The sequence below is a fragment of the Maribacter litopenaei genome (assembly GCF_025244665.1).
Taxonomy (GTDB): domain Bacteria; phylum Bacteroidota; class Bacteroidia; order Flavobacteriales; family Flavobacteriaceae; genus Maribacter; species Maribacter litopenaei.
The window spans coordinates 421,358-440,560 of record NZ_CP104205.1; the positions used below are offsets into that span (position 1 = coordinate 421,358).

Below are 19,203 nucleotides of genomic sequence, written 5' to 3' on the forward strand. Positions count from 1 at the left end.
TTGAAAAGGGTGCGTAGGCACCCTTTTTTTATATCAGCTTCATATTTACGGGATCCCAGTTTACGGGTTGCTGGGTATAGTAGCTGTCATTCGCCAATAGTGCTGCGCCGGCCGCTCTAAGCCCAAAAGTTGGGTCTTGGATTACGGAACCGTTGTTTCTAATAGCGGTAAAGAAATTGTTGAAATGATCATAGTGGCCTCCTTTATAATCACGTTCCGCCTCCCAAGTAGTAGTGCCTGTGCTTAAGGAAGACGTTCTTGGTTCTAAGGTATCCAAGTCATAACCAGCTCTTATCTTTTCCTGCATTTCCTCGGTAAATGAAACCATGGAGTATCCATGGGGTATCATACTTAATTTGGAACGTCTAACGGTGACCGAATTTTGTCCGACTTCCATTTCCCCTTCGGTACCGATTAGTTTAAAGCCTCCCCCGCCTCCGCTGCCGGCAATGAAATTGATTCTAAAGGCCGCATTAAAGGCCGCATGTGTATCGGTTTTAGGATAATCATATAAGGTTATGGAAACATCCGGCACATCCCGTCCATCTTTCCAATAACGGAGTCCGCCGGTTGCAAGGGCACGGTTAGGACCCATGGAACTGATTACGTGGTTTAAGGTAGAAAATGCATGAACGAATAAATCCCCTGCAACTCCGGTCCCATAGTCCCTATAGTTTCGCCATCTAAAAAAGCGTTTGGGCTCAAAAGGAACTTTGGGCGCTTTTCCTAGAAAGGTATCGAAATCAACGGTTTTTGTATCGGCATCGGGAGGGATGGGATATTGCCAGGCACCTTCTGCCGAGTAACGGTCGTTGTACATGTCCAACATGACCAAGTCGCCAATGGCCCCTTCTTCATATAATTGTTTTGCCTTTTCATTCCCAAGGGAGGACATGCCTTGGCTCCCGACCTGACAAATCTTTCCGCTTACTTTTTGTGCGTTGATGATGGCCTGACCTTCCTCAGGTTTTTGTACCATGGGTTTCTCACAGTACACATGTTTTCCTGCATTCAAAGCATCGATAGTGATCTTTTGATGCCAATGGTCCGGGGTGGCAATAATGACGGCATCGATTTCCTTTCGATTCAATATATCCCGATAATCCCTTGTTGTGTAAATGGATGCTCCCCAAAGATCCTTTGCCCTTTCTAATCGGCCTGTGTACAAATCGCACGCAGCAACTAATTGCACGCCATCCACTCTCAAAGCGGTCTGCGTATCATAAATTCCTTGGATTCCCGTGCCGATAAGTGCAAGGTTGATGTGGTCATTGGCCGAAAAGGAATTGGGTGTATGATTTCTGCTCAGTATCAATTTTTCCTCAAAGCCGGAGGCTAATAGAAATGGACTTGATGTTACGGCGGCTGAGGTCAAGGTAGCCTTTTTTAAAAAGGATCTTCGGGCGTTTTTCTTGCTCATAAACTAAACGGGCTTGGTTACTATTTGAATTCGTCGGTTTTAAAAATAGGAATTTTTAAACGATAAATCCGAAGTGAAAACCTTAGGAACTGTTATTTGGCCGCCCGATGTTCAAATATCTTTAGAAAAAGCATTGTATTCATTTTGCGGGCCCTATTCTTCGCTATCCAGGCCGTATCCCCTGAAAATAGCTCGTCTATTGTGGCAAACCACAGGTTTAACCAAATACCAAAGTGTTCCATGGACATGGTGTTTCCCATAAAATTATCGGTCTTTATGTGGGCCTTAATAGGGTCGCCGGTATACTTTCTTTTAAGGAACAATTGGGATTCCCAAAAATCGGTCAAGATTTCCAAATGGGCATCCCAATCAGAAATGATTCCATTGAAAATGGGCCCTAGGGTATCCTCTTTCCGCACTTTTTCATAAAAAGTGTTTACAAGGAGTGTTATATCTTTTCGGGTGTTGATATCCGGATTGCCGCTCATTTTCTTTTATTAAGGCTTTCTAGGAAAAAGGGTTAAATCTGCCCCAAGGTTTCCATCATAAAGGCATAAAGTTCCTGTATTTGTGGTTTGCCTTTTCTTTTGCCCATTCGCCCAAAGGTATAAAGTGCGAACCAAACGGCGACCAATAATACCATAAATCCAATCTGAAGTCCGTAGGGTTTGTTGAGCGATGCACTCACATAGGCCCAAATACCCACAATAATAAACAGGGTGGCGACTACAAAATGCAGAAACATGAAAAAGATTCACAGCGTTGGGTTTGGACCAAAAAAACCATAGATTTTGGATGTTCTATCGTCCAAGGCATCTATTTCAAGATGTAGCTGTGGAGAGCCAAAATGGTTGTTCTCCTCATTGAATTTTATGAAGATGTGATTGTCTAGGCATTTGACAAGAAAAGGGGCTTTTTTGATTTCGAGAAACTTTCGCAATAATACTTCCCTATTCCCTAAAATTTCGAGCTGAAACCGTGGCCTAAGGACAATATCATTGGATAGTTTCTTCATCAGTATTATATCATGGATGACATTCCATTTGTGCCGACGCCATTTCCGTTACCGGTTTTGGGGAAACATAGGGGATTCCCAATCCAAGTCCGCGCAGAATGAAAAGTGTTCCCATAAGAACCACGAAAACGGGTATCAGTCTTTGGATCCGTTTCTTAGCATTTCCTTTCAAAAATGCACTAAAATAAACGGCAGTGGTCATTAGGGGAACAGTACCCAGTCCAAAAAGCATCATGTAAAGGCTGCCCTGTGCCACCTCGCCCATGGCGATGGCCCCGAATAGAGCCATATAGACCAAGCCACAGGGAAGAAAACCGTTTAGGAATCCAATGGTCAAAAAGGTATCTGCCGATTTCTTTTTGAACTCTTGACCCAATCTACTTTTTATTTTTGATATGGCCCTATATACAGGGCGTCCCAATTGAAATCTGTTTAAGGTTTTGCTTGGAATCAGCACCAATAGGATCATAATAATACCAACGGCGATGGAAAGTCTTTGCTGCATTCCAAATACATACAGCCCTTTCCCCAAAAGCCCAAAAATCAACCCAATAATTCCATAGGCCAGTAGCCTACCTATGTGATAAAGGCTGATCTGTCCAAATTTTTTAAGATTGTTTTTACGATGCACAGGTAACATAAAGGCTATGGGGCCACACATGCCTATGCAGTGAAGACTTCCCATAAAACCTAATATGAGTGCAGAAAGGAGCATGAGTTCTAATAAGTAATGTTTTCTTTATGCAAATAATCCGTACCGTTGTAGTTCCAACTAACTTTAATGTCCCAGCGACCATCCAACAAGCGGTTGTCAGGTATGAGCAAATGGTTATTGGACAAACTTATGGGTAAGTTAAAATCCAATTGCTTATTAGATGGTCTGTATAGGGACACTGTGCCTTCAATTTCTTTTGGGTTCACTTTTTCTGGAAACGAATTTCAAGTCCGTCCGGACTTTTTCTCACTTGTAATTTATTGATGTCCTTGGTGGCATTGTTTTGGGCATCGATTTCTTTCTGATAGGCCAATTCCTGCCTGTAATAATCTTCCGTTACAAGGTCATGATTAGCACGATTATCCGTACTCATTCGTACCACAAAGAAGAGGATAAAGCCAATAAAACCTATAAATGCCAATACGATTCCTGTTCCCCAATTAAATTTCATCTGTTTATTTTTATTATTTATAGCTTCTTGGAGCCATAAAGGAGCAGAGGGTAGTTTCTACCAACTCATCTCCACTATATACCCCAACTTTTACTTTTTCCTTATCGCTTTTTACGGCGGCGTTGTTAATTTCTATAAAGAGCGTACCTTCTGCCAAATCCTGTGCGGGTACTTCAAAGTTCTCATTACGGACCAGTTTTACAGTTCCCTTGTGGGACATCAACTTGAAGCTAACGTCCTCCACAGGTTTGGTGGTTTTGTTCACCAACTTGTACGTGTACACATTGCTTATGATGTTTCCTTCCTTGTGCTCGTAGAGTTGGCCTGGCAACCGAAGAATATTCGCTTCCAGATCGTTTCTTAAAAACAGCATCCCTACCAAAACACCAATCAAAATGGTCAATACGGCAGAATACCCTTTTAATCGCGGCGTAAATTTGAACTTCTCCTTCTTGGTGATTTCGTCCTCGCTTGCATACCTAATAAGTCCTTTTGGGAGGTTTACCTTTTCCATGATGGTATCACACTCATCGATACAGGCGGTACAGTTAACACATTCCAGTTGGGTTCCGTTTCTGATATCGATGCCCGTAGGGCACACGTTCACACATTGAAAACAATCAATACAATCCCCATAGCCAAGGGCTTCCCTATCCTCATTTTTACGCCATTTTTTGCGGCCGTTTTCCGCCTCTCCACGTTTGTGGTCGTAGGCGACAACAATCGATTTATTGTCCAACAACACACCTTGCATTCTACCATAAGGGCATGCAATGATACAGACCTGCTCCCTGAACCAAGCAAATACAAAGTAGAATACACCAGTAAAGATCAATAGGGAGACAATAGTACTTAAGTGCTCAAAAGGCCCATCTGTAATATACCTGATCAATCGGTCGCTACCGATCAAATAGGCCAAGAATACATTGGCGATTAAAAATGAAATAACGAAAAAGATGAACCATTTTAGAACTCTTTTTCTAATTTTCTCAGCATCCCACGCTTGTCTGTCCAATTTTAGCTGCGCCCCACGATCCCCATCGATCCAATACTCGATCCTTCTGAAGACCATTTCCATAAATATGGTCTGAGGGCACATCCATCCGCAGAAAATACGTCCGAAGGCAACGGTAAACAGCGCGATAAAAATCACACCAATAATCATGGAAATAACAAACAGATGAAAATCTTGGGGCCAAAAGGGAAACCCAAAAATATTGAAACGACGTTCCAATACATTGAACATTAAAAATTGGTTGCCATTTATTTTTATAAATGGTGCGGCAAACAAAAAGGCCAGCAGAAAATAACTTACATATTTCCGATACTCGTAGAACTTGCCACTTGGTTTTTTTGGAAATACCCAAGCTCTTTTCCCTTCTTCGTTTATCGTTCCAATGGAATCCCTAAAGTTTTCTTGATCTTGTGCCATTACGGTTTAATTTGTCTTGCTTTTTTTAGGGATGGGAATTCTCTTGTTATTTGCTTTTGGTTGTTTAGTTTATTTTGAACCACCACATGCCAAATGTATATGGCATGTGATAATTCAATAGGATGGCGTTACTCTATCACGGTACCCTCCTCGTCAATCGTTTCAATAAATTCTAACGTATCTACTTCAACTTCTATCATGACCGAATCTACGGCGGGTGCTCCTTCTACATCCATGTGTGGGCTTACGATAATATCACCTTCCGGGGCTTTGGGATTGGCCGGAGTGGTTCCCTGAAAGTTAAGCACATAACTGGCTACTTGTGCCATCTCGACAGGCTTTAAACTCTGTTTCCAGGCAATCATACCTTTACCATCCCTTCCACCTTCCGAAATGGTGTTGAAAACTGATTTAATATCGCCTCCCAATATCCAGTTTTGATCGGTTAGGTTAGGATCGATTCCCCCACCACCGTCAGCCATATGACAGGCCACACAATTGGTTTCGAAAACGGTTTTACCAGCGGCAATATCAGATGCATCGGTCAATAGTTCTACGGTATTAACATCCACCAGATCCTTGGCATTTTTCTTGTATTCCGCTATTTCGGCTTCGGCTAAGGTGATCTCCGTAAGGTATTCGGTATCTTGATCGTAATCATGGAAAATATGGAAACGTACTAGGTACACTACGCCAAAAATGATGGTGGCGTAGAACATGTATACCCACCATGGTGGAAGCTTGTTATCCAGCTCGCGAATGCCATCATAGTTGTGGTCCAAGATGATTTCGCCTTCGGCCTCAATAGGTTTGGAACCCAATAGTTTCTTGTACATCTTCTTGCCCCAGGCCCATTCAAAGCCTTGTTCCTTGGAAGCCAAGTAGCGTTCCTTAGCCTCTTCCGATAGCGTCTGAAACATGACGTTCTCAATGGATGCCAGGATAAGCTCTATGCCCACAAGCAAAAGGATTATAAAGCCTAGAAAAAGTGCGACTATGGGTTGGTCTGGAAAGGCTGGTTTATCCCCTGAGTCTATAAAAAACTCCGTCAATCCAAATATGATAAAAAATAGTAGTGGAAGTCTGATCCACCAAGATCCTAGGTTCTTCATAATTCTATATTTTGTTGGTTGTTATTGTCTAGTGGAATCTCGCTCACCTCCTTAACATACTCCTTGGATGCGGTAAAGACCCACCAAAAGAGAACTACGAAGAAGACGAAGAAGATCATCAACGAAATCATTGGGTAGGTGGCCACCCCCTCAATGTTTTCCATATATCCTTTTACAAACTTTAGCATGGCTATTTATTTTCTGATATTAATTCGTTTGTTTCCTTAATTTTTATATCCGTACCCAATCGTTGTAGGTAGGCGATCATGGCAACAATTTCCCTGTCGCGCATTTCTATGAATTCCTCCCCGTTTTCAGCGGCGTATTTTTTATCCGCCTCGTAGGTCGATGCAAAATCGGGATCGCTGTAAAGATTCTTCTCTATTTGTAGGGCCTGTTCGCTCATACTGGCTTCGGCATTGGCAATATCCTCATCGGTATAAGGTACTCCCAAGGTAACCATGGCCTCCATTTTGTCCTGAACCCCACTTCTGTCATGTTTGTTGCGTACCAACCACGAGTAGGAGGGCATTATGGAACCGGAAGAGGTCGTTTGCGGATCGTACATATGGTTCAAGTGCCAGTTATCCGAATACTTTCCACCAACACGTAGCAAGTCCTGACCTGTTCTTTTACTTCCCCATAGGAATGGATGGTCGTATACGAACTCACCTGCCTTGGCATATTCTCCATAGCGTTCTACCTCACTTCTAAAAGGCCTGATCATTTGGGAATGACATCCTACACAACCTTCTCTTATATATAGGTCCCTTCCTTCTAACTCTAAAGGTGTATAGGGTTTTACACTGGTGATGGTAGGAATATTGGACTTCACCATAATGGTAGGTACAATTTGTACAATACCCCCAATGAGAATGGCTACGGTAGCCAAGATGGTCAATTGGATAGGTTTACGCTCCAACCAAGTGTGAAAGGTTTCCCCAACAGTCCGACCTTTTGATACTCGTGTAAGGGCAGCGGCTTCGGCCAACTCGTCCTCCACTTTTTGTCCTGATTTTATGGTTACAACGATATTGTATACCATTACGATGGCACCTACGATGTAAAGGCTACCGCCAATGGCTCGCATCCAATACATGGGGATGATCTCGTTTACGGTTTCCAAGAAGTTACCGTAGACCAAGGTTCCATCCGGATTGAAATCTTTCCACATCAATGCCTGTGTGAAACCGGCGACGTACATAGGTAGGGCATATAATATGATACCCAAGGTTCCGATCCAGAAATGGAAGTTTGCCATTCCTACGGAAGCCAAACGGGTCTTGAACATTTTAGGAACCAACCAATAGATCATACCAAAGGTCAAGAAACCGTTCCAAGCCAAGGCACCTACGTGTACGTGGGCAATAATCCAATCGCTAAAGTGGGCTATGGCGTTTACGTTCTTTAAGGAAAGCATTGAACCTCAAAAGTGGCCATACCATACCCGGTAATCGCAACCACCATAAATTTAAGCGTAGGATCCGTACGCACCTTGTCCCAAGCACCCCTCAAGGTCAAAAGACCATTGATCATACCACCCCAAGAAGGAGCTATCAACATAACTGAAAAGGCTACCCCAAGGTTTTGAGCCCAATCCGGCAATGCGGAGTATAATAAGTGGTGAGGTCCTGCCCGAGATATATATGAATATCAAAGACCAAAAGTGTACGATCGAAAGTCTATAGGAATATACAGGTCTGTTAGCCGCTTTGGGCACAAAATAGTACATCAATCCCAAGAAAGGGGTTGTCAAGAAGAAGGCAACCGCGTTATGGCCATACCACCATTGTACCAAGGCATCCTGAACCCCCGCGTATACGGAGTAGCTCTTTAAGGCGCTTACCGGTAACTCCAAACTATTGAAAATATGCAGTACCGCTACGGTTACAAAAGTGGCCAAATAGAACCAAATGGCAACGTATAAATGGCGTTGTCTTCTTTTGATCATAGTGCCAATCAGGTTGGCCCCAAAGGCTACCCATACAAGGGCAATGGCAATATCTATGGGCCACTCCAATTCTGCATATTCCTTAGAAGTTGAAAAGCCCAACGGCAACGTAATGGCTGCGGCCACAATGATCAATTGCCAGCCCCAAAAGTTGATGTTGCTCAGCACATCGCTGAACATCCGTGCCTTTAGTAACCGTTGGGTCGAGTAATACACACCGGCAAAAATGGCATTACCTACAAAGGCAAAAATGACCGCGTTGGTGTGCAAGGGTCTTAAACGGCCAAAACTTAGCCAAGAAATTCCGTCCGTGACATTCGGAAAAAGGAACATAAAGGCCAATAATAGGCCGACGGACATACCAACAATACCCCAAAGCATCGTGGCATAGATGAACTTTTTTACGATTTTGTTATCGTAATAAAACTGCTGTACTTCCATAGTTGATTAGTTATTTGATTCTATTGATGTATCCATATTGGATTTTTGTAAACTCTTTTTTTGTTTTACCAGTTCGTCCTCGAAGAGCATTCGGACTGATGGCGTATAGGAATCGTCATATTGCCCGTTCTTCACCGAGAAAATAAAAGCTGCAAAAAAGACCATGGCGACGATGATACTAATGGCCAATAACACATATATAACACTCATACCTACCTGAATTTCGGGGTAAAATTACCGTTGTTGGTTCCCTTTAAATATGACATTTATCAGTTTTAAATATTTTCTTCAATTCCATGTTTTCCAGGGGTTTTTATTTCAATTTTCTGCCCTGTAGGTTGGTCATTATCGTTGTAAACCCAACCACGCTGATGGAGCTCAAGGGCATTAAAATTGCCGCGATGACCGGTTCCAATTGCCCGGTAACCGCAAAATAGAGTCCTACCACATTGTAAAGGAGCGACAGTAAAAAGCTGAGTTTTATTATTTTCATGGCCTTTTTTGAGGCGATGATGTATTGATATAATTGCTGGAATTTTGAGGCATCCAAAATACCATCACATGCAGGGGAAAAAACATTGATGTTCTCCGATATAGCAATACCCACTTCCGCTTGGGCGAGGGCACCTGCATCGTTCAATCCGTCACCCACCATAAGGACTTTTTTGCACTGTTCTTGTAAAGAAGTGATAAAGGCTAGTTTGTCCTCCGGTTTTTGGTTGAAATACAACGGAGTCAATTTGGGTAACAGTTTTTCCAAGTTTCGTTTTTCGCCCTCGTTATCCCCCGAAAGAATAGCCAATTGCAGTTGTCCCGCCATTTGTTCAAAGACTTCGGTAACACCTTCCCTATATTGATTGTGGAATACATATTTACCTTTATAGGTATTGTTGCTCGCCACATGCACGGCGGTGTTCAAACTGTCCGAAACCTCTTCCTTGCCTACAAATTCAGAAGAACCAATCTTTATATGTTTGTTCCCCTTACTACCCTCCAGTCCTTTGCCAAGGTGTTCCTCATAATCGTCCAGGGTGTAAATATTATGATCAGACAAAATATCATATAAGGTCCTGCTCAATGGGTGGTTAGAAGCCCTAAGGGTATTTTTTAGAAGGGATTCCTCTTCGGGTGTCAACGGCATGCCTTGGTAGGTGGCCGTACTTTGTTTGGAAGTGGTAATTGTCCCGGTTTTATCAAAAATAGCTGTGTCTACCTGTGCCAATTGTTCAATGGCACTGGTATCCCTTAAGTAGAATTTTTTTTGACCAAAGATGCGAAGCATATTACCCAAGGTAAAGGGCGAGGCCAAGGCTATGGCGCAAGGACACGCTATGATAAGCACCGCTGTAAAAACATTCATCGCCAAGGATGGGTCAAAATATATCCAATACGAAGTGGCCAAAAAAGCAATGGTCAATACCCCAATGGTAAATCGTTTTCCAATGCTATCGGTAATGTTTTGGAATCGGGTGGACTTGTCCGTTTTAAAGACCGAATTGCTCCAAAGCTGGGTAAGGTAACTTTGGGAGACCGATTTTAAGGCCTCGACTTCTATGGGGCCGTTCATTTGTCTTCCCCCTGCGAATACCTTATCTCCAAATTCCCGTTCTACAGGGACCGATTCCCCCGTTACAAAACTGTAATCAATTTGTGCCTTTCCCTTATAGTGAATACCATCAACTGGAATCAGTTCTTCATTTCTGATCAATAGCAGGTCACCTTGTTTAATTTCGTGGACTTGAACGCTTTCCTCGGTGCCATCATCATTTATTTTGGTGACTGCGATGGGAAAGTAGGATTTATAATCCCGTTCAAAAGACAGGAAGGAATAGGTCTTTTGTTGAAAAAATTTCCCAAGCAGTAGGAAGAAGACCAATCCTGTAAGGGAATCAAAAAAACCGCTTCCCCAATCGAACATGATTTCAAGGGTACTTCGTACAAAAAGGACCAAAATCCCCAATGAAATTGGAACGTCAATGTTCAGGATTTTGGAGCGTAGCCCTTTATAGGCCGAAACAAAGTAGTCCGCTCCCGCATAAAAAACGACGGGTAGCGAAAAAGCGAACATCAACCATCTGAAAACTACTTCGTACTGATTCAACCAAAACTCACCACCGGAGGTTTTGCTGGAGCTTAGATCAAAATAATCGGGAAAAGATAGGAACATCACATTGCCAAAAGCAAATCCGGCTACGCCCAACTTATATATAAGGCTTCGGTCAACCTTCTTCTCCTTTCCGTCAATATCTTCTAAGGATATATAAGGTTCATATCCTATCCTTGCCAATAGTAACACTACATCCTTTAAAGAGGTTTTTTGGCTATCATAGGCGATTCTAACTGTTTTCTTTGAGAAGTTTACCTGCGATGAGGATATGAACGGGTTCAGCTTGTTCAGGTTCTCCAAAACCCAAATACAGGAGCTGCAATGAATCAATGGAACATATAGATTTACGATCTGGAGGTTGCCGTCATTGAATTCCGTTAATTTTTCAATGATGCTTTCGGTTTCCGAGAAAGTCATATTTACCTTCAATCGTGGTGGGCGTAGAACCTGCTGAAGCCTGTATGTCGTAATAATAAGAGAGATTGTTTTCCGAAAAAATCTCGTAGACCGTTTTGCATCCGTTGCAACAGAAGCATTTTTCGTCGTATTCGATACTGTCGGAACCGCAATCATCACCACAGTGATAACAGGGTTGTTTTTCCATAATTCATTTGCTAATACCTGATGGCAAAGATGTAAATCCATGCCCTCAAAAGATATGATATTTATCAGGTTTTATGTACCTTCAAGATGTTAAATTTGTAGAGTCAGGTAAATTTTAGTCAAATGGAAAGCAGATGTGAAAATTGTATCATCCGGCAATTTAACTCCTTACGGGCCATGTCCAAAGAGGAACTAAAACGGGTGTCCGATTCAAAAACTACCAAGGTCATTAAAAAAGGCGAACCTATTTTCCAAGAAGGGGAAAAATTGGATGGCGTATTTTGTGTACGTGACGGAGTTTCCAAGCTATCCAAGTTGAGTGCCAATGGTAAAGATCAAATTGTTAAGCTTGCGAGTAAGGGGGAGGTCATTGGGCAACGCTCCGTGGTGGCCGAAGAAAGTGTAAACTTAAGTGCAGTAGCCGTTAGTGACATGGAGGTATGTTTCATACCGAAGGAAGGCATCGTTTCTACTTTACACACCAATCCCAATTTCACACTGGAGGTTTTAAGGCATATGGCACATGATCTTAAAGAGGCCGATGATGTTATTGTAAATATGAGCCAAAAAAATGTAAAACAGCGAATGGCCGAAGCCTTTTTATATTTGAAGAACAATTTTGGAGAGGACGAGGAAGGCTTTCTAAAATTGATACTTTCTAGGGAAGATATTTCTAACGTAGTAGGCACCGCCATCGAATCCTGCATACGTATCATTTCAGAATTCAAGAAAAAGGGATACCTAAAGACTTCGGGAAAAAAGATTGGAATTACAGATGAAAAGGCCCTTACAAACCTAGTCGAGGGATTTTAACACACCTTTTTTAAAAGCTGATAATTGTCATAGTTTCCACCGACAGCGCCCATTACTTTTATCATCGATATTAAGTTGATAAATGGATGAAGAATATTTTAATTCCCACGGACTTTTCGGATAATTCCTGTAATGCCATTAAGTATGCGGTTTCCATGTTTTGGGACCAGGAATGTACCTTTTATTTATTGAATACCTATACACCTGCCATTGCGGGTAGTAGGTTCATGGCAGCTTCTTTTGAAGAAAGTATGCTCACCAATAGTGCGGCCAAGTATTCCCAAAGAGGTCCGGATAGTCTACTTGTGAGAATCACGAATGATTATGATAACAAAAAGCATCAATTTAAGACCATTTCATCCTTTAGTTTATTGGTAGATGAGGTCATCGAAAGTATATCCGCCTATGATATCGATCTCGTTGTTATGGGTACTAAAGGGGCAACTGGAATGGAAGAGGTTTTTATGGGTAGCAATGCAGTAAGGGTCATCAAATCAGTGAAGGATTGCCCGGTATTGGCCATTCCACAAAATTTTGAGTTTCAAAAACCAACTGAAATTGCTTTTGCGACGGACTTTACAAGGTTTTATACCAAGTCTGAACTAAAACCTTTGGTTGAGTTGGCCAATATTTTTGATGCTACGGTACGTATCGTACATGTACAATATGAAATAAGGACACTTTCAGAGCTACAATTGTTCAATTTAGGGATGCTACGAAAGTATCTTGGAGAGGTAGAACATTATGTGCACACGGTGTCCGAACTTAATTCCGTTTCCAAGACACTGGAAGTATTTTCTAAGGAAATGGATATTCATTTGTTGGCCATGCTGAACTATCAGCATAGCTACATGGAGCAATTAATACGGGAGCCTGTGGTAAAAAGGGTGGCTTTCCACACTCAGATACCTCTATTGGTAATTCCGAGTTGGGCATGACATCAAACTTAAAGGAATCCAGTAACAAGGACAACGTATTACTTTCTAATTGATTCGGTTCCCTATCGGATTGTCTTCGTAGAAGTCCTTAAAAGTCTTATCTGTAGTGTAGTTATCCGTTAAAACCTTATACACCATATAAACAACAAGTGCCTGCCCCAACACGGTACAGTAAAATACCCAATTAAAGGGAAGGTTCATCACGGACATTATAGTTACCGTGACTAAGGCCAAGGTTGTAATTACTATCCAAACGTACACTGAATCTTTCATTTTTATCTGTAAGATAATGGTTAAGGGTTGCAGAATGCGTTAAAGGATTTCTAAAAAATGAGTTACTAATTGTGGACCAAAATCTATCGGTTTCCGGAATCGTGTTTTTAAAATCTATTTCCAAAGGATTTTGGTTTGTCTTTGCAAAGTAATACCAAAGTGTTGCCGATAGGGCCGGAGTAATATCCGAGTGGTCCCATAAATTGTTTTCGCCATAGGTAGTACCGAAATTTGCCGTATAGGGTATGCCTTTGGCATTTTCTGAAATGGAACTTTGAATAGATGTCTTTTCAATATTTTCCGGAATCCCTTCCGAAAGATCGAATCGCTGAATGCTATTAAATGCCACAGCCATTTGGGCGGTGCCTTCCAACCAAATCACATCCTTATCTTCGTCAAAGCAATATCCGTAAATCAGTTCTCCACTTAAGGTGGCGGTTTGTTCATTAATGAACTTGTTGGCTTGAAACAGCACATCGTCAGATAGCTCATTGAATATCATTTTACTTAAGGAAAATACATCTAGCGCATAGGCATAATCCGGGTTTTACGGCCAGGCCATTAAAACGCCCAATTCTTGGTCCCATCGATTATTTTGTAGAAAGCTTAAGAGGTTCTTATGGAATTCGTCATACCCTTGTACAGCATGAAAAGCCGTAATCATACCTTCCGTAACATTTGGGATTTCTGTTCCGTCAGGATTATATCCACCTTTTAAAGCTCCGTTCTCCATTTGAAGGGAACGCAACCAGGTTTCCAATTTGAGGGAAAGTGAGTTGTATTTTCCAGATTGATATGTGTTCTCATATTGATTTAAGGCAATCAATAACCAGGCATTATCCCCCATCCATATTCTTTCAGGTTCGGAACCATCAGAATTTCTAAATTGGTAAAAGCCACCAGTTTGTGATAATTCTGTGTCTGAAATGGATTCATAATAATCTAAAATCATTTCGGCATTACCTTTCATGCCCTCTTGCATAAAGAAAATAGCGGCAAGGGCATTATCATACAAGGAAGTAAAGCCGAGATATCTCGGTACTTTCCAATAGGCCGGAAGGCTGTTGCCTGTTCAAAATCCAATTGGTGAACGCTACATCAAAAACTTGGGATTTTTGGATTGTTTTTTCAGATTCCGTTGCTATTTCCTGATCTAAGGAAACCTTTAAGTCTTCATGCAGGGTAGTAACGTCCTCTTTGCTACAAGAGGATAAAATAATAATGAAGAATGAGAACGCGATTAATCGTAGGTTCATGTAGTAGGTCTAAATAGATTTGGACTTACAAATTACGATGCTGAATGGTACAAGCGGAAAACTATCGACCAAGTCAGCCAATTATCGATATTACTCTATTTGGATTTATACTGAACTGATTATCCAGTATTTAATCGATATTTCAGGAATGAATAGCATTTCATTTCAAGGAGAAAAATGGACTTTTTGACCCTTCATAATTTATAAAAGATCCCTTAATATTAATTTTCCTTTATTATCTTTGCCATGTTGTGTTGTGTCCCTAAAGTAATTTTGGGACAATGGTAAGAATAGGATTATACCTGTTTTACACCAATGAAAGGCTTTCCATTTGGGAGGCTTTTTTTGTTTTGGCCTCTTTTAAGGTAGGTCGTGGAGAATGTAATGCACCAAGGATGAAGCTAGTTTTGCCGTTTGGTTATCCAAGTCGAAATCTGGATTTAACTCTGCAATATCCAAGACCCTAAGTTTACCAGAGCCCATGATTGTCTTTAAAGACTCCAATACTACATCCGGGGTGAAACCCATAGGGGAAGGAGCACTTACTCCAGGGGCATAGGCAGAAGAAAATCCATCAAGGTCAATGGTCACATAAATATGGTCTACACTGCTGGTAAAGGCATTGATCCAAGCATTTAATTCATTATGAAATTGGATTCTAAAGGTTTCTCTCATGATATATTGGGCATCCAATTCCCTTGCCGTTTCAAATAAAGTTGGGTCATTGGCATCTTTTCTAACCCCCAGGCATAGGTATTTGAAAGGAGTCCCCTCTTTTTTGCAATCTTGGGCAATTTGATAAAATGGCGTACCCGAATTATTTACTATTTCATTATCACCATCTAAATTGCTTCTTAGGTCAAAATGGGCGTCAAAATTAATAATCCCAATAGTTTCGGACTTTGATACATGTTTTTTTAGCCCATTGTAGGTGCCATATGCCATATCATGTCCACCCCCAAGAATAATGGGAAAGTGATTTTTTTGGAGCAGTTGAAATATAGATTCCGAGAGGTGTTGCTGTGCTGTTTCCATATCTCTATCCGCACAGTTTACGGTACCTGCATCTAGTACGTTTACCTCATTGGGCAGATGGTTGGGGAGCTTGCCCAATTGCTTTCTAATAGCATCTGGGCCATTGACGGCACCTATTCGTCCCTGGTTTCTTTTTACGCCCTCTTCACATGCATATCCTAATATGGAAAAGGATTTTTCCGTAGTATTGATTGAAATATCGCCAATGGGTAGACATAAAATCTTTTCATGCAAATACAGCTGATGGCTAGAAGGTCTGCCGGAGTATATATTCGATAAAGTTTCTGAATAACTTTTCATCTGCTACTTTAAATTCTTCAACCGGATTATAAATACCCTTCTAAAATTCCCTAGTGCTTAATTTTTTGAGTTTTGGTCTTGAATAAGGGTTCAACAATATGGTCTTCTACTAAGTTAGGTAAATTAATATGTAACGAGGGTGTCCGCTCCATTTCCCTTTTTATGGCAAACATAGCTTCTTTGTTCCGAGCCCAGCTTCTACGGGCTATTCCATTGTTAACGTCAAAGAACAACATGCTTTTTAAACGGTTCGATGCTTCCGCTGTCCCATCCAGGACCATTCCAAAGCCTCCATTGATGACTTCGCCCCAACCTACACCGCCACCGTTGTGAATAGATACCCAAGTGGCACCCCTAAAACTGTCACCAATAACATTATGAATGGCCATGTCCGCAGTAAATTTACTTCCATCGTAAATGTTACTGGTTTCCCTATAGGGACTGTCAGTGCCACTCACGTCGTGGTGATCTCTTCCTAGGACAACCGGAGCAGAAATTTCACCGGATTTTATAGCTTGGTTGAATGCCTCGGCAATCGTGGCTCTTCCTTCTGCATCGGCATATAAAATACGGGCCTGTGATCCTACAACCGAGACTATTTTCTTCAGCCTCCTGTATCCATTTGATGTTGTCCTCCATTTGTTGCTGAACTTCTATGGGTGCGGTTGATTTTATCCGTTGCATTACCGCAAGCGCAATTTGATCTGTTTTTCTCAAATCCTCCGGATTTCCTGAAGTACAAACCCATCGAAACGGACCAAAACCATAGTCAAAACACATGGGTCCCAATATATCTTGAACATAAGACGGATATTTAAAATCAATCTGGTTTTCTGCCATTACCTCTGCACCGGCCCTGGAAGCTTCCAACAAAAAGGCGTTTCCATAATCAAAGAAATAGCAACCTCTATCGGTGTGCTTGTTGATGGCATTGGCATGTCTTCTTAGCGACTCCTGGACCTTGTCTTTGAATTGTTGAGGATTGGAACTCATAAGGTCATTGGATTCCTCATAACTAAGTCCTACGGGGTAGTACCCACCTGCCCATGGGTTATGTAAGGATGTTTGATCCGATCCCAAATGCACAAAAATGTTTTCGCTATAAAAGCGCTCCCAAACATCCACTACATTTCCTATATAGGCCAAGGAAACAATTTCTCTTTGCTCGATGGCGGTTTTGGTTCGCTCAACAAGGCTGTCTACATTTTCCAAAAGTTCATCGACCCATCCCTGCTCATATCGTTTTTTGGCCGCTAAAGGGTTAACTTCGGCGCATACGGTTATACATCCTGCAATATTTCCTGCTTTCGGTTGTGCCCCGCTCATACCTCCAAGTCCGGCCGTAAGAAATATTTTTCCTTCGGGTGTTTCTCCGGATTTTAATACTTTCCTAAAGGCGTTCATGACCGTAATCGTGGTACCATGAACAATTCCTTGCGGACCAATATACATATAGGAGCCAGCCGTCATCTGACCGTATTGCGTAACTCCAAGGGCATTAAAACGTTCCCAGTCGTCCGGTTTGGAATAATTTGGAATCATCATACCGTTGGTCACCACCACTCTTGGAGCTTCCTTGGAGGAAGGAAACAAGCCCATGGGATGCCCGAATAGATATTAAGCGTTTGTTCTTCGGTCATGATGGACAGATATTGCATCGTAATGAGATACTGGGCCCAATTCTGAAAAACAGCACCATTCCCTCCGTAAGTGATTAATTCTTCCGGATGTTGTGCCACAGCTGGATCCAAGTTGTTCTGGATCATTAACATAATTGCGGCCGCTGGAGATGTCTTTGCGGGATACTCCGAAATGGGTCGGGCATATATAGCGTAGTCTCGGTTTGAATCGGTACATATAGATACGGCCAAATTCCAAAAGCTCCTGTGCAAATTCTTCAGCAAGTTCTTTATGCCATTCCTGGGGAAAATAACGGAGTGCATTCTTAATGGACAATTTTTTTTCCTCGTTGGATAAAATGTCCTTTCTTCTTGGGGCGTGAGATACATCTAAAGAGCGTCCTTTTTTCTTTGGTAATTCATACGGGATACCCGCCAAAATCTGTGCTTTAAAATCCTTGCTCATTCTTTTAGGCTTTATGCTTGTTGTAAACCAATTCTCCGTTTTTCCATACCATGCAGGGCTTTAAATTCCCTTGGTTGTATAGAATTTCCTGGTAATTATCGGTATGGAAAAGGCTAAAATCCGCCGAAATCCCTTTGCCAGTTTTCCTCAGTCCTCAAGGCCCAAAGCGGCGGCTGCCCTTACGGTAATTCCAGCCAAAACTTCGGCATTGGATAATTTTTCAAAAGCGCCCAATATGGCAGCTTGGGTCAATAAATCTCCCATAGGGGCAGAACCCGGATTGTGGTCGCTTGCAATGGCCAATGTTGCACCTGCGTCCAACAGTTTTCCGGCAGGCGTAAAATTACAACCAAGTCCCAAAGAGGCTCCGGGTAGGGCCGTGGCAATTGTGTTACTATTGGCTAATAGTTGAATTTCGGCATCCGTACTCGCCTCTAAATGATCGGCACTTATGGCCCCGAAATCAACGGCCACTTTGCTGCCTCCAGTGGAAAATTGATCCGCATGTACCGTGATGTCAAAACCCATCTGTTTGGCCGCTTTAAAATAAGGGGCAATTTCCTCCGGCGAAAAGGCACTTTCCTCTATAAAGGCATCGATTCTGTTGGTAAGTCCTTTTTCTTTTAATAATGGAAGAATGATTTCGGATAATTCTTTTAAATAGTCCGCTTTGGAACCCTTGTAGTCCTTGGGATACATATGGGCGGCCGAGACACGTAGAAATAAGGTCCGAGGGTGTTTCTTTGTTCGCTTCCCTTATGGCCTCCAACATTTTAACCTCCTCTTGAATGGACAGGCCATAACCACTTTTTACCTCTAAGGTGGTGATACCGGTCTTAAGATGCCGATTGGCCAATTTTGCCGTCTTTTTTATCAAGGTTTCCTTGTCCGCCTTTCTCGTTTGTGTAACCGTGTCCCAAATACCCCCTCCCGCTTTGGCAATTTCCAAATAGGTTTTTCCGGAATTTCTAAGGGCGTAATCGTTCGCCCTGCTTCCTCCAAAACAAATATGGGTATGCGCATCGATAAATCCAGGGAGACAAACATGGGCCCCGGTCAGTTCATGACACTCGGCGGAAGCATGTTCTTTTTTAAGGGAATCAAAATTTCCCGTGGCTATCACTTTTCCTTCGGAAACTAAGATTCCCGCTTCTTCAATAATCCATAATTGACTATCAGATAAAGGTCCTTTTAGGGGCAACGCCTCCATGGTCAGTAATTGTTTAAAAGGTCCGATTAATTGCAATGCTTCCATG

General features: G+C 42.0%; 19 protein-coding genes and 4 pseudogenes. 2 read left to right on the forward strand and 21 right to left on the reverse strand.

Annotated elements, in window-relative coordinates:
* Window positions 1–28: 28 nt before the first annotated feature.
* The 13 genes and pseudogenes from NYZ99_RS02220 to NYZ99_RS02275 form a co-directional block, all read right to left on the reverse strand.
* Window positions 29–1,420 carry a Gfo/Idh/MocA family protein gene (locus NYZ99_RS02220; RefSeq protein WP_260573270.1) on the reverse strand — a complete coding sequence of 464 codons (1,392 nt, stop codon included), beginning with the start codon at window positions 1,418–1,420 and terminating at the stop codon, window positions 29–31.
* Between the two features lie 92 nt (window positions 1,421–1,512).
* On the reverse strand, window positions 1,513–1,908 hold the full coding sequence (locus NYZ99_RS02225; RefSeq protein WP_260573271.1) for a group III truncated hemoglobin: 396 nt from the start codon (window positions 1,906–1,908) through the stop codon (window positions 1,513–1,515).
* Between the two features lie 32 nt (window positions 1,909–1,940).
* Complete coding sequence (locus NYZ99_RS02230; RefSeq protein WP_260573272.1) at window positions 1,941–2,165, reverse strand: hypothetical protein; 225 nt, start codon at window positions 2,163–2,165, stop codon at window positions 1,941–1,943.
* Window positions 2,166–2,174: 9 nt separating this feature from the next.
* Entirely contained in the window at window positions 2,175–2,435 is a 261-nt protein-coding gene (locus NYZ99_RS02235; RefSeq protein WP_260573273.1) for a hypothetical protein, read from the reverse strand.
* A 10-nt stretch (window positions 2,436–2,445) separates the two neighbouring features.
* A complete protein-coding gene (locus tag NYZ99_RS02240; protein WP_260573275.1) occupies window positions 2,446–3,150 on the reverse strand; it encodes a sulfite exporter TauE/SafE family protein in 705 nt (234 codons plus the stop codon).
* Window positions 3,151–3,155: 5 nt separating this feature from the next.
* Window positions 3,156–3,356 carry a FixH family protein gene (locus tag NYZ99_RS21045; protein WP_338039247.1) on the reverse strand — a complete coding sequence of 67 codons (201 nt, stop codon included), beginning with the start codon at window positions 3,354–3,356 and terminating at the stop codon, window positions 3,156–3,158.
* Window positions 3,353–3,601, reverse strand: a complete 249-nt coding sequence (locus tag NYZ99_RS21050) for a FixH family protein (RefSeq protein ID WP_338039248.1) — start codon at window positions 3,599–3,601, stop codon at window positions 3,353–3,355. Before NYZ99_RS21050 ends, NYZ99_RS21045 begins: the two co-directional genes overlap by 4 nt.
* A gap of 13 nt (window positions 3,602–3,614) precedes the next feature.
* Window positions 3,615–5,033 (reverse strand): cytochrome c oxidase accessory protein CcoG, encoded by a 1,419-nt coding sequence (gene ccoG, locus NYZ99_RS02250; protein ID WP_260573278.1) that lies wholly within the window; start codon window positions 5,031–5,033, stop codon window positions 3,615–3,617.
* Between the two features lie 128 nt (window positions 5,034–5,161).
* Window positions 5,162–6,145, reverse strand: a complete 984-nt coding sequence (locus tag NYZ99_RS02255) for a cbb3-type cytochrome c oxidase N-terminal domain-containing protein (protein WP_260573280.1) — start codon at window positions 6,143–6,145, stop codon at window positions 5,162–5,164.
* The gene (locus NYZ99_RS02260) at window positions 6,142–6,333 is read right to left on the reverse strand and encodes a CcoQ/FixQ family Cbb3-type cytochrome c oxidase assembly chaperone (RefSeq protein WP_260573282.1); all 192 of its coding nucleotides are present in this window, start codon (window positions 6,331–6,333) and stop codon (window positions 6,142–6,144) included. Before NYZ99_RS02260 ends, NYZ99_RS02255 begins: the two co-directional genes overlap by 4 nt.
* Window positions 6,334–6,335: 2 nt before the next feature.
* Window positions 6,336–8,537, reverse strand: a pseudogene (gene ccoN / locus NYZ99_RS02265) (cytochrome-c oxidase, cbb3-type subunit I).
* Window positions 8,538–8,543: 6 nt separating this feature from the next.
* A complete protein-coding gene (gene ccoS, locus NYZ99_RS02270; protein ID WP_260573288.1) occupies window positions 8,544–8,747 on the reverse strand; it encodes a cbb3-type cytochrome oxidase assembly protein CcoS in 204 nt (67 codons plus the stop codon).
* Window positions 8,748–8,850: 103 nt separating this feature from the next.
* Window positions 8,851–11,248, reverse strand: a pseudogene (locus NYZ99_RS02275) (heavy metal translocating P-type ATPase).
* 122 nt (window positions 11,249–11,370) lie between these two features.
* Here NYZ99_RS02275 and NYZ99_RS02280 point away from each other — a divergent pair.
* Both NYZ99_RS02280 and NYZ99_RS02285 read left to right on the forward strand, forming a co-directional pair.
* Entirely contained in the window at window positions 11,371–12,060 is a 690-nt protein-coding gene (locus NYZ99_RS02280; protein ID WP_260573289.1) for a Crp/Fnr family transcriptional regulator, read from the forward strand.
* 86 nt (window positions 12,061–12,146) lie between these two features.
* Window positions 12,147–12,998 (forward strand): universal stress protein, encoded by an 852-nt coding sequence (locus NYZ99_RS02285; protein ID WP_260573291.1) that lies wholly within the window; start codon window positions 12,147–12,149, stop codon window positions 12,996–12,998.
* A gap of 184 nt (window positions 12,999–13,182) precedes the next feature.
* Here the strand turns inward: NYZ99_RS02285 and NYZ99_RS02295 are convergent, their stop codons facing one another.
* The 8 genes and pseudogenes from NYZ99_RS02295 to hutI form a co-directional block, all read right to left on the reverse strand.
* Complete coding sequence (locus NYZ99_RS02295; protein ID WP_260573293.1) at window positions 13,183–13,773, reverse strand: hypothetical protein; 591 nt, start codon at window positions 13,771–13,773, stop codon at window positions 13,183–13,185.
* A 45-nt stretch (window positions 13,774–13,818) separates the two neighbouring features.
* Window positions 13,819–14,286: a hypothetical protein gene (locus NYZ99_RS02300; protein ID WP_260573294.1), complete on the reverse strand. Its 468-nt coding sequence runs from the start codon at window positions 14,284–14,286 to the stop codon at window positions 13,819–13,821.
* A complete protein-coding gene (locus NYZ99_RS02305) occupies window positions 14,279–14,527 on the reverse strand; it encodes a hypothetical protein (RefSeq protein ID WP_260573295.1) in 249 nt (82 codons plus the stop codon). Before NYZ99_RS02305 ends, NYZ99_RS02300 begins: the two co-directional genes overlap by 8 nt.
* 360 nt (window positions 14,528–14,887) lie before the next feature.
* A complete protein-coding gene (hutG, locus tag NYZ99_RS02310; protein ID WP_260573296.1) occupies window positions 14,888–15,862 on the reverse strand; it encodes a formimidoylglutamase in 975 nt (324 codons plus the stop codon).
* Between the two features lie 50 nt (window positions 15,863–15,912).
* Window positions 15,913–16,470, reverse strand: a complete 558-nt coding sequence (locus NYZ99_RS22730) for a hypothetical protein (protein WP_420845243.1) — start codon at window positions 16,468–16,470, stop codon at window positions 15,913–15,915.
* Window positions 16,361–17,332, reverse strand: a complete 972-nt coding sequence (locus tag NYZ99_RS22735) for a hypothetical protein (RefSeq protein WP_420845244.1) — start codon at window positions 17,330–17,332, stop codon at window positions 16,361–16,363. The genes NYZ99_RS22730 and NYZ99_RS22735 overlap by 110 nt, the downstream gene beginning before the upstream one ends.
* Before the next feature lie 39 nt (window positions 17,333–17,371).
* A pseudogene (locus NYZ99_RS22740) lies at window positions 17,372–17,871 on the reverse strand (urocanate hydratase); the annotation flags it as partial.
* A gap of 80 nt (window positions 17,872–17,951) precedes the next feature.
* Window positions 17,952–19,202, reverse strand: a pseudogene (hutI, locus tag NYZ99_RS02320) (imidazolonepropionase).
* Window position 19,203 lies beyond the last annotated feature (1 nt).